Origin of the sequence: Massilia glaciei, from assembly GCF_003011895.2 — a bacterium.
GTDB classification, from domain to species: domain Bacteria; phylum Pseudomonadota; class Gammaproteobacteria; order Burkholderiales; family Burkholderiaceae_D; genus Telluria_A; species Telluria_A glaciei.
On sequence record NZ_PXWF02000288.1, the window covers coordinates 18309 to 27323 of the forward strand.

The 9015-nt window shown below is 64.5% G+C and carries 9 protein-coding genes; 7 read left to right on the plus strand and 2 right to left on the minus strand.

What is annotated here, in order from left to right:
- Window positions 1–61: 61 nt before the first annotated feature.
- On the plus strand, window positions 62–3691 hold the full coding sequence (locus C7C56_RS21925; protein ID WP_106759471.1) for a sensor domain-containing protein: 3630 nt from the start codon (window positions 62–64) through the stop codon (window positions 3689–3691).
- Window positions 3692–3739: 48 nt separating this feature from the next.
- On the opposite strand, the gene xth is transcribed toward C7C56_RS21925, so the two are convergent.
- Both xth and C7C56_RS29060 read right to left on the minus strand, forming a co-directional pair.
- Complete coding sequence (gene xth, locus C7C56_RS21930) at window positions 3740–4504, minus strand: exodeoxyribonuclease III (protein WP_106759472.1); 765 nt, start codon at window positions 4502–4504, stop codon at window positions 3740–3742.
- A 108-nt stretch (window positions 4505–4612) separates the two neighbouring features.
- Entirely contained in the window at window positions 4613–4756 is a 144-nt protein-coding gene (locus tag C7C56_RS29060; RefSeq protein WP_181373298.1) for a hypothetical protein, read from the minus strand.
- Between the two features lie 12 nt (window positions 4757–4768).
- On the opposite strand from C7C56_RS29060, the gene C7C56_RS21935 reads away from it, so the two are divergent.
- The 6 genes from C7C56_RS21935 (at window position 4769) to C7C56_RS21960 (ending at window position 8705) form a co-directional block, all read left to right on the plus strand.
- Window positions 4769–5575, plus strand: coding sequence for a hypothetical protein (locus tag C7C56_RS21935; protein WP_181373299.1), 807 nt, complete (start codon window positions 4769–4771; stop codon window positions 5573–5575).
- Window positions 5572–6672: a rhodanese-like domain-containing protein gene (locus C7C56_RS21940; protein WP_146204602.1), complete on the plus strand. Its 1101-nt coding sequence runs from the start codon at window positions 5572–5574 to the stop codon at window positions 6670–6672. The genes C7C56_RS21935 and C7C56_RS21940 overlap by 4 nt, the downstream gene beginning before the upstream one ends.
- A 377-nt stretch (window positions 6673–7049) precedes the next feature.
- A complete protein-coding gene (locus tag C7C56_RS21945) occupies window positions 7050–7436 on the plus strand; it encodes a phiTE_015 family protein (protein ID WP_106759475.1) in 387 nt (128 codons plus the stop codon).
- Window positions 7436–7639 (plus strand): DUF1653 domain-containing protein, encoded by a 204-nt coding sequence (locus C7C56_RS21950; protein WP_106759476.1) that lies wholly within the window; start codon window positions 7436–7438, stop codon window positions 7637–7639. The genes C7C56_RS21945 and C7C56_RS21950 overlap by 1 nt, the downstream gene beginning before the upstream one ends.
- 44 nt (window positions 7640–7683) lie before the next feature.
- Window positions 7684–8157: a CreA family protein gene (locus C7C56_RS21955; RefSeq protein WP_106759477.1), complete on the plus strand. Its 474-nt coding sequence runs from the start codon at window positions 7684–7686 to the stop codon at window positions 8155–8157.
- A 95-nt stretch (window positions 8158–8252) separates the two neighbouring features.
- Complete coding sequence (locus C7C56_RS21960) at window positions 8253–8705, plus strand: hypothetical protein (RefSeq protein WP_370660237.1); 453 nt, start codon at window positions 8253–8255, stop codon at window positions 8703–8705.
- Window positions 8706–9015: the final 310 nt, after the last annotated feature.

The following is a 9015-nucleotide window of genomic DNA, read 5'->3' on the forward strand; positions in this document are numbered from 1 at the left end:
TTTATGATCGTGCCCATGCAGCCGCCCGGACAGAGGAGGCGCATTTTCATTTAGTGGCGACATGGACCTGGATACAAGCAAACACGACTTCGTCGCGGCCGCGCTCGAGCTGATCGGCTCGCCGGCCTGCGCCTGCGACGCCGCCGGCGTGGTGCGGGCCGCCAACGGCGCGCTCGCCGGCCTGCTCGGGCGCGACATCGTGGGCGAGGCGCTGACCGGCTGCTTCGTCAAGCGCGGCCTGGCCCCGGTGGCCGAGGCGATGCTGGTCGCCTCCGGCGCCGAACTGCACTGGGACGGCGTGCTCGACGCCGGCGAACACCAGATCGCGGTGCAGGTGCGCGCCAAGCCGCTGCCGGCCGATGCGGGCGGCGGCGCCACCTTCGTGTTCACCGACATCCGCCGCTTCGAGCGCGACGGCGTGGTGCTGCACAAGATGCTGCTCGAGCAGCGCGCGATCCTCGAAAACGCCGCCGTCGGCATCATGCTCACCAACGACCAGGTCATTTGCGAGTGCAATATCCGCGGCGCCGAGATGTTCGGCTACGCCGACCTCGAACTGGCCGGCCAGGACAGCGTGCTGATCTTCCCGTCGGTCGACAGCTACGTGGCGATGTCGCTCGCGGCCGGGCCGCTGCTAAGCGAAGGCAAGTCGTATTCGTCCGAGCTGCAGCTGCGGCGCAAGGATGGCACCCTGATCTGGTGCCGCGTGCACGGGCGCGCGGTCGACCGCCACGACAGCGGCCACGGCACGATCTGGGTCATCGAGGACGTCGACGACCATCACCGCGACAACGCCAAGCTGCAGCGCGCCGTGCTCGAGATGCAGGCGATCATGGACAACGCGCCGGTGGCGATCGCCTTTTTGCGCGAGAACCGCGTGTTGCGCCACAACCTGCAGTTCGGGCGCTTCTTCGGCTTCGCGGGCGAATCGGGGGTGGGGCGCAGCGCGCGCGAACTATACGGCGACGACGACGCCTACAACGCCATGCTCGAGGGCGCGCGGCCGCTGCTCGAGGCCGGCCTGCCGTATCCGACCGACGCGCGGATGGCGCGCGCCGACGGCGGCCGCTTCTGGGCGCACGGCTTCGTGTACGCGATCAACGCCGAACGCGTGCGCCACGACACGATCTGGCTGCTCGACGACCGCAGCGCGCACAAGGCGGCCGAGGAGGCCACGCGCCAGCTGCTGCTCGAGCAAAAGGCGATCCTCGACAACGCCTCGGTCGGCATCCTGTTCACCAGGGGCGGCGTGATGATGTCGTGCAATCCGCGCATGGCCGAGATGTTCGGCTACGCGCGCGGGGAGATGACCGGACGGCCCGCGCTCGAGGTGTTCCCCTCGCCCGGGGCGTACCACCAGTTCGGGCTCGAGGCGGGCCCCTTGCTGGGCGGCGGCGAGCCGTTCGAGCGCCCTGAATGCCAGTTCAGGCGGCGCGACGGCAACCTGTTCTGGTGCCGGGTGCGCGCCAAGGCGGTCGACACCGAACACAGCGACGAAGGCACCATCTGGATCCTCGAGGACGTGACCGCCTCGCGCCAGACCCTGGCCGAGGTGCACGCGATCATGGCGAACGCCTCGATCAGCATCCTGTTCACCAAAAACCGCCTGATCACGCGCTACAACCGCGGCTTCGCCGAGATGTTCGGCTACCAGGGCGACGAGGCGCTCGGGATGCACGGGCGCGCGCTGTACCCGAGCGACGAGAGCTACGAAGGCACCGTCGCATTGGCCTACCCGCTGCTGTCGGTGGCCAAGCCGTTCCAGACCGAGGTCGAGATGGCGCGCAAGGACGGCTCGCGCATCTGGACCCAGCTGATCGGCTACGTGGTCAACCCGGCCGACCCGACCGAGGGCACGATCTGGATGATCGAGGACCGCACCGAGAACAAGCTGGCCGAGGAATCGCTGCGCAACGCGCTGCTCGAGAACCAGGCCATCCTCGACAGCGCGGTGCTCGGCATCGCGGTCGTCGAGCGGGGCCTGAACCTGCGCTGCAACCGCAAGATGGAGGAGCTGTTCGGCTACCGCCACGACGAGATCAACGGCCTGCCGGTGCAGTCGCTGTACCCGGACAAGGAAAGCTGGGACCTGGCGCGCCACGAGACCTCGCGCGACTTCCATTGCGGGCGCGTGAGCATGAACGAGTACCAGCTGGTGCGCAAGGACGGCAGCCGCTTCTGGGCCCGCCTGTCGGGCCGCCCGTTCGACCTGGCGCAGGTCACCGGCAGGTCGGTGTGGCTGGTCGACGACGTCACGGCGCGGCGCGAGGCCACCGAGACGGTGCGCCGCGCGCGCGACGAGCTCGAGGTCAGGGTGCTCGAGCGCACGGCCGAACTGGCCGGCGCCAACGCGCTGCTGCAGGCCGAGATCGTCGAGCGGCGCCAGGCCGAGGCGCGCGTGCACCACATGGCCTACCACGACAGCCTGACCGGGCTGCCCAACCGCGCGCTGCTGGCCGACCGGCTCGAGCGCGCGATCGTGTCGATGCAGCGCTCGGACCGCAGGCTGGCCGTCATGTTCATCGACCTCGACCGCTTCAAGACGATCAACGACTCGCTCGGCCACCTGACGGGCGACCACCTGCTCAAGGAGGTCGCCAGCCGCCTGTGCCGCGCGGTGCGCGTGAGCGACACCGTGGCGCGCCTGGGCGGCGACGAATTCGTGGTGCTGGTGCCGTCGATCCGCAGCCCCGACGAAAGCGCGCAGGTGGCCGAGAAGATCATCGAGGCGCTGGCCGCCTCGTTCCCGTTCGAGGGGCGCCAGTTGCACATCACGCCGTCGATCGGGATCAGCCTGTTCCCCGACGACGGCCCCGACGTCGAGACCTTGATGCGCCACGCCGACGCCGCCATGTACCACGCCAAGGCCAGCGGCAGGAACAACTACCAGTTCTTCGCCGAGCGCATGAACCAAGCCGCGGCCCGCCATTTCGAGCTCGAGAGCAGCCTGCGCGGCGCGCTCGCGAGCGGCGAATTCGAACTGTTCTTCCAGCCGATCATGGACATCGGCACGCGCCGCCTGCACGCGATGGAGGTGCTGCTGCGCTGGTGGCGCCCCGGCGGCGAGCTGATGCTGCCCGACCAGTTCATCCCGATCCTCGAGGACAACGGCATGATCGTGCCGGTCGGCGAATGGGTGCTGCGCAGCGCCTGCGAGCAGATCGTCAAGTGGCAGGGCCAGGGCCTGGCGGCCGCGCCGCTGGCGCTGAACCTGTCGCCGCGCCAGTTCATGCACCGCGGGCTGGTCGATTCGATCCGGGCGGTCATCGACGAGACCGGGGTCGATCCGTCGCTGATCGAGTTCGAGATCACCGAGACGGCGCTGATGCAGCACGGCGAGCAGACGCTCGAGATCCTCGGCCAGATCAACAGCATGGGGATCCGGCTCTCGATCGACGATTTCGGCACCGGCTACTCGAGTCTGGCCTACCTCAAGCGCTTCCCGGTCAGGAAGATCAAGATCGACCGCGCCTTCATCCGCGATCTGGAGAGCAGCGCCGAGGACCGCGCCATCGTTGCCGCGATCATCGCGCTCTCAAGCAGCCTGCAGCTGTCGGTGGTGGCCGAAGGGGTCGAGACCGAGGGCCAGTTCGCGCTGCTCGAGCGCAGCGGCTGCCAGTTCGCGCAGGGCTACCTGTTCGCCCAGCCGCTGCCGGCCGGCGGGGCCGCGCGGCTGCTGGCGCCGGCCTGAGAGGCTTTAGCTGGGCCTCTTTAGCCGGGCCGCTTTAGCTGAGCCGCTTTAGCTGAGCGTGGCGACGACCGGCGCGTGGTCGGACGGTTGCTCCCACTTGCGCGGCGCGCGGTCGATCGCGCAGGCGGTGCAGCGCGCCACCAGCGAGGCCGTGAGCAAAATATGGTCGATGCGCAGGCCCTTGTTGAGGCGGAAGCCGAGCTGGCGGTAGTCCCACCAGCTGAACGACTTTTCGGCCTGCTCGAACAGGCGGTAGGAATCGGTCAGGCCCAGGTCGACCAAAGCGGTGAGGGCGGCGCGCTCCCTGTCGGAGCACAGCACCTGGCCGGCCCACGCCACCGGGTCGTGCACGTCGCGGTCGTCGGGCGCGATGTTGTAGTCGCCCAGGATCGCCAGTTCGGTGTGGGTCTGCAGTTCTTCCGCCAGCCACTCGCGCAGCGACGCCAGCCAGGCCAGCTTGTACGCGTATTTATCCGAGTCCACGCTCTGCCCGTTGGGCACATAGGCGCACACGATGCGGATGCCGCCGATGGTGGCGGCGATGATGCGCTGCTGCTCGTCGGCGAAGCGGGGGTTGTTGCGCACCACGTCCTCGAGCGGCAGCTTCGACAGAATCGCCACCCCGTTGTAGGTCTTTTGCCCGGTGAACGCGACCTGGTAGCCGGCCGCGTTGATCTCGGCTACCGGAAACTTGTCGTCGGTCATTTTCGTCTCCTGCAGGCAGAGCACGTCGACCGGGTTGTCGGTCAGCCACTGCAGCAGGTGGGGCAGGCGGACTTTGAGGGAATTGACGTTCCAGGTGGCTATTTGCATCGATTGGTCTTTCTGTTATAAAAATTTCTGTGCCGGAGGCAGGAGCATATACCGTCCACCGTTCCGTTGCTTGCCGAATATTCCGCCCGGCATTTAACAGTTGATCTTCTAAGGTTCTCCATGGCAAAATGTTTTTTCCTTTTCCTTTTCCTTTTCCTTTTCCTTTTCCTTGTCCTTGTCCTTGTCCTTGTCCTTGTCCTTGTCCTTGTCCTTGTCCTTGTCCTTGTCCTTGTCCTTGTCCGGTCCGTCCACTACGGGAACGCTATGAAAATACTCCAACCCGCACGGGTGGCCCTGTGCCTGCTCGCGGCTTGCATCGCCCACGCCGGCGCGGCGCGCGCCGCCGAAGACTTGCCGACCTTCGTCACCGGCGCCAAACACACCAAGCCCACGTTCGCCCCCGGCGACGAACAGTTCGCGCGCGACTTCGCGAAGTCGAACGGGGTCGAGTTTTCCCAGAGCATGGAACTTCCCAGCTGCATCTGGCGCACCCGGACCAGGACCGCCGGCGGCTTCATGGATGGCTTCAGCGACGACGGAAAATTCAAGGCGCTGGTGCGGGTCCCCGTCGCGATGGCAGACGTCGCGCTGCGCAATGTGCACATGTACGGCGACGACTACCCGCGCACGGCCTACTTTGAAATGCACGACCGGATGGAAGGCTACGCCGGCAAGCGCGAGGGCTGGGAGGCGGTGCTGGTGCTGCCACCCCTGAAGGACCCGCAGGACGCGGTCGGCCCCCGCTTCGATATCGCCGTGGCAAGCTTCGGCGGCGTGGCCGGGCAGCGGATCAAGTTCTACCAGATGCCCGGCTTGCAAACCCGGATCTATATCGGGCCGATCGCCAAGGCGCTGGCCGGCAGCGAGCCGCTCAAGCTGAGCGTCATGCTCCAGAACATCGTCGCCGCCAGCGACACGGCCGCGCCCAGCGTCTCGGTCAACACCACCTTCCCCGACTTGCGGGCCGATCTGGCCAAGGCCGCGGCCCTGCTCGAAGACATGCAGGTGCGCGACCGGGCGAAGCAATGCTCGGTGTTGGGGAGCACATGCCGGGATGGAGAATGCAAATGAAAAATTCACTCCTTATAGCAGCGCTGGCCCTGTTCGGATGCGTGCTGATGCCGGCGGCCGCCAAGGCAGCCAAGTACACCGAGGCGGACAAGGCCAGGATGTGGCTGTGCACCGCCGGGCGCGGCGCGCACGAGATCAAGGGCATGGACCGGCGCGAGGTGCTGACGCACTTGCTCCACAAATCCGCCGGGGTCGATGTCGAGCGCGACGACGACGCGCTCAAGCGCCAGAAAATGGCGGCCTTCTGGCGCGACCCCGCGCTGCAGGGCAAGGATAAAAAAGGCATCTACTGCTACGGCCTCCACAGCCGAGGCACCTTGCTGTGGCAACCGGTCGACCGCCACGCGTTCGAGCTACTGCCCGTCATGCTCAAGCTCGGCGCCGACATCAATATGATCGACGTCAGCAACGGGCGCACGCTGCTCGACGAGCTGGTCGCGTTCTATGACTGGAATTCGAAGCACGATGAAACGGAATGGGTGTCGCCAAGGGTGCGGCGGTCGGAAGATTATATGTTCCGCACCGCGCGCGACAATTATGTGCGCCTGCGCGAGATGGGCGCGCGGCATGCGCTCGAACTGGGCGATCGCACGCCCGGCGTCGCCCAGCGCGAGGCGGCCTGCCTCGTCGCCGGGCCCGGCGATGCGCTGCGCGAGTTCTCGGATTACGCAGGCGGACTGGCGACCAAAATGGGCGCTTTGACACCGAAGGAGATCAAAGGCGCGGCGACGGTTTCGCCGAGGCAGGCTGCATGCCTGATGCGCGCCCTCGGCAGCGATATGTTCGTCATGCACGCCATGCGCGACGAGTTCGGACTTCCCGGCGCGCACAAATACCTTGCCGCGGCCATGTCCGGCAGCTTCGACGACGAGTACCAGAAGCAGGTCGCAACCTTCTCCCGCATTTCGGACAAGGACAAGGCTGTGCTGGTTTATTGCCACAGCGACAAATGCTTTTTGTCGTATAACAGCGCCCTGCGCTTGTTACATTCTGGCAAAAAGCGCGTGTATTGGATGCGCGACGGCATCCGTGGCTGGAAGGCGGCGGGCTATCCCGTCGCCAAGGCAAATGGCTTCCTGATCGGCGAGCGCGAGTGAATGGCCGGCGCACACTGTTGCTCTAAAGCTACATTAAAGACAAGGAACAATGATATTCTTGCAGCAAAGTGGTGCGAGACTGTATGGTATTGACAGAAAAATCGTATCAAGCTCAAAACAGGGGAAGACAAATGGTCGAAAATGGCCTATTGTTACCCTAAGGGAACGAAAAAGTGCATTGCCATAACATGCGGTGTGCTTTTGTCAGAGTACTTGCAGTGGTCACGCCAACGCTGTGGCCAATATAGTGCAAGTTGAGGAGCGGCAAGTCAATTCTATCCAAATGTCACCAAATCCGATTTTTGGATGATATAATTGAAATGTTGCATTTTCAATAGTTTAAAGTGCTAAAAAGAAGCATTTGCAAAGGAACCAAAATGCGTAGTGCATTTGAAGCGTGGGCGCAACGAGACGGTCATATCGTGCGGCGCCGTGAAGACAAGCCCGACGAATACCTCGTGTTCGAGACGCAACGCCGCTGGGTGATCTGGCAGGCCGCGCTCGCGCATGGCAAATCGGCGGCGGCAAGCTCGAAGTACCAGGCGCAAAAAGCGGCTGCGAAAGAAGCGGCCGCACGCGAAGCGGCGATCCTCGCCGCGGCCGCGGTGCCGCAGATCGACGCCGACGAGGCGACGGTGCGCAACCGCGTCCTCAACGAAGTGCTAGATGCCTTCAGCGACCTCGACGATGCCTCCGGCATCGAGGGCGTGCTCAAGGTGATCCAAAGCCTCAAGAAGAAGAACAAGGCATTGGCCGAGAGCTGATGCAGTTCCGTCATTACAAGGGCGGTCTGTACGAGCTGGTCTGTGTGGCCACGCTCGAATCGGACCTGTCCACGATGATCGTCTATACTGCTCCCGACGGGTCGTTCTGGACCCGTCCGCGAGAGGTATTTTTCCAGATGATCGAAGTCGATGGCGTCATGGTGCAGCGCTTCACCCCGGTAGAGCCAATTCCGGCCGGGTGAGTGGCCGCGCACCGCAGGCGCCGCATTTTCCCCAGGATTTCCCCATGACATTAAGCAAAGTATTGCTTGGCCTTTTTTTGGCCGGCGGCGTTTCCTATGCCGCAGCCGAAACGATCGGTTCGGTGGACACCGTGTTCAAGTTTATCGGCCCCGACCACAAGGTGGTGGTCGAGGTGTTCGACGACCCCAAGGTCAACGGCGTGAGCTGCTACCTGTCGCGCGCCAAGACGGGCGGCATCAAGGGCGCGTTCGGACTGGCCGAAGACAAGGCAGACGCCTCGGTGGCCTGCCGCCAGGTCGGCGCGCTGTCGTTTCCGACCAAGGTGCCGCAGCAGGAGGAAGTGTTCTCCGAGCGCGCCTCGATCTTTTTCAAGCGCGTGCGCGTGGTGCGCATGGTCGACGTCAAGCGCAACGCGCTCGTGTATCTGGTCTATTCCGACAAGTTGATCGAAGGCAGTCCGCAAAACAGCGTGACGGCGGTGGCGGTGCCTGCCAACCAGGTGATTCCGCTCAAATGATCTAAATTTCTCCCGTGCTCATTCGATGCCTCAGGTTCGGCGCGCCGCTGCCGTAAACAGGGTAGGGTGAACAGGGGACGAACATAATGGCAGGCTTGAACAGATGGACCGCCGCCGCGCTCGCGGCATGCGCGCTCGCGGCGCTGGGCGGCTGCGCCTCGATGGCGGGCAAGACCGAGCAACTGGTCGAGGTGCACACCATACTCGACCACCGTGAAATCGCCGGCGCCGGCTGCGTGCTGAGCAACGAGGCGGGGCGCTGGTTCGTGAATGCGCCCGGGCGCGTGAGGATTCAAAAGAGCGAAGGCAAGCTGACCGTGCATTGCAAACGGCATGGCGTGGCCGAGGGCGCAGAGGCGGTGGCGTCGAGATTCGACGCGGGCAGTTTGCTGGGCAATGTGGTCGTCAGCGGGGGGCTGGGGTATCTGGTCGACCGCAAGACGGGGGCGGGATTCGATTATCCGCCGGTCTTGACGGTGATTATGAAGCCGACCGCGGCGCAGGCGCAGGCTTCACAGGGCGCGAGCGGTGGCAACGCGATTTATTAGTCGATAACATAGCAGCCGTCAGCCACCGAATTAAAAACTACGTCATTTCCACAATCGCCCCGTCATGTCCGCCATTGGCGGACATGACTTCCCACGATACCCCCGCGTCGTTGCCGTGATACCCCCGCATCGTTCCCGCGATACCCCCGCGTCGTTCCCACGATACCCCCCCCCCGTCATTCCCACGAAAGTGGGAACCAATCCACCGGACTTAAGCGCATAAGAAATTTTTAGATCAGCGCGGAAAACACTTGACAAAACACGCGCTTCGCGCGGCCGCCGCCCTGCTTGCGAGGCTTTTTTCGCGGGC

What these genes read in the sequence shown, in the direction of transcription:
- C7C56_RS21940 (WP_146204602.1), top strand. Translation starts at nt 5,572, where the DNA reads ATGAAAAATTCACTCCTTATAGCAGCGCTGGCCCTGTTCGGATGCGTG.
- C7C56_RS21935 (WP_181373299.1), top strand. Translation starts at nt 4,769, where the DNA reads ATGAAAATACTCCAACCCGCACGGGTGGCCCTGTGCCTGCTCGCGGCT.
- xth (WP_106759472.1), bottom strand. Translation starts at nt 4,504, where the DNA reads ATGCAAATAGCCACCTGGAACGTCAATTCCCTCAAAGTCCGCCTGCCC.
- C7C56_RS21945 (WP_106759475.1), top strand. Translation starts at nt 7,050, where the DNA reads ATGCGTAGTGCATTTGAAGCGTGGGCGCAACGAGACGGTCATATCGTG.
- C7C56_RS21950 (WP_106759476.1), top strand. Translation starts at nt 7,436, where the DNA reads ATGCAGTTCCGTCATTACAAGGGCGGTCTGTACGAGCTGGTCTGTGTG.
- C7C56_RS21955 (WP_106759477.1), top strand. Translation starts at nt 7,684, where the DNA reads ATGACATTAAGCAAAGTATTGCTTGGCCTTTTTTTGGCCGGCGGCGTT.
- C7C56_RS21925 (WP_106759471.1), top strand. Translation starts at nt 62, where the DNA reads ATGGACCTGGATACAAGCAAACACGACTTCGTCGCGGCCGCGCTCGAG.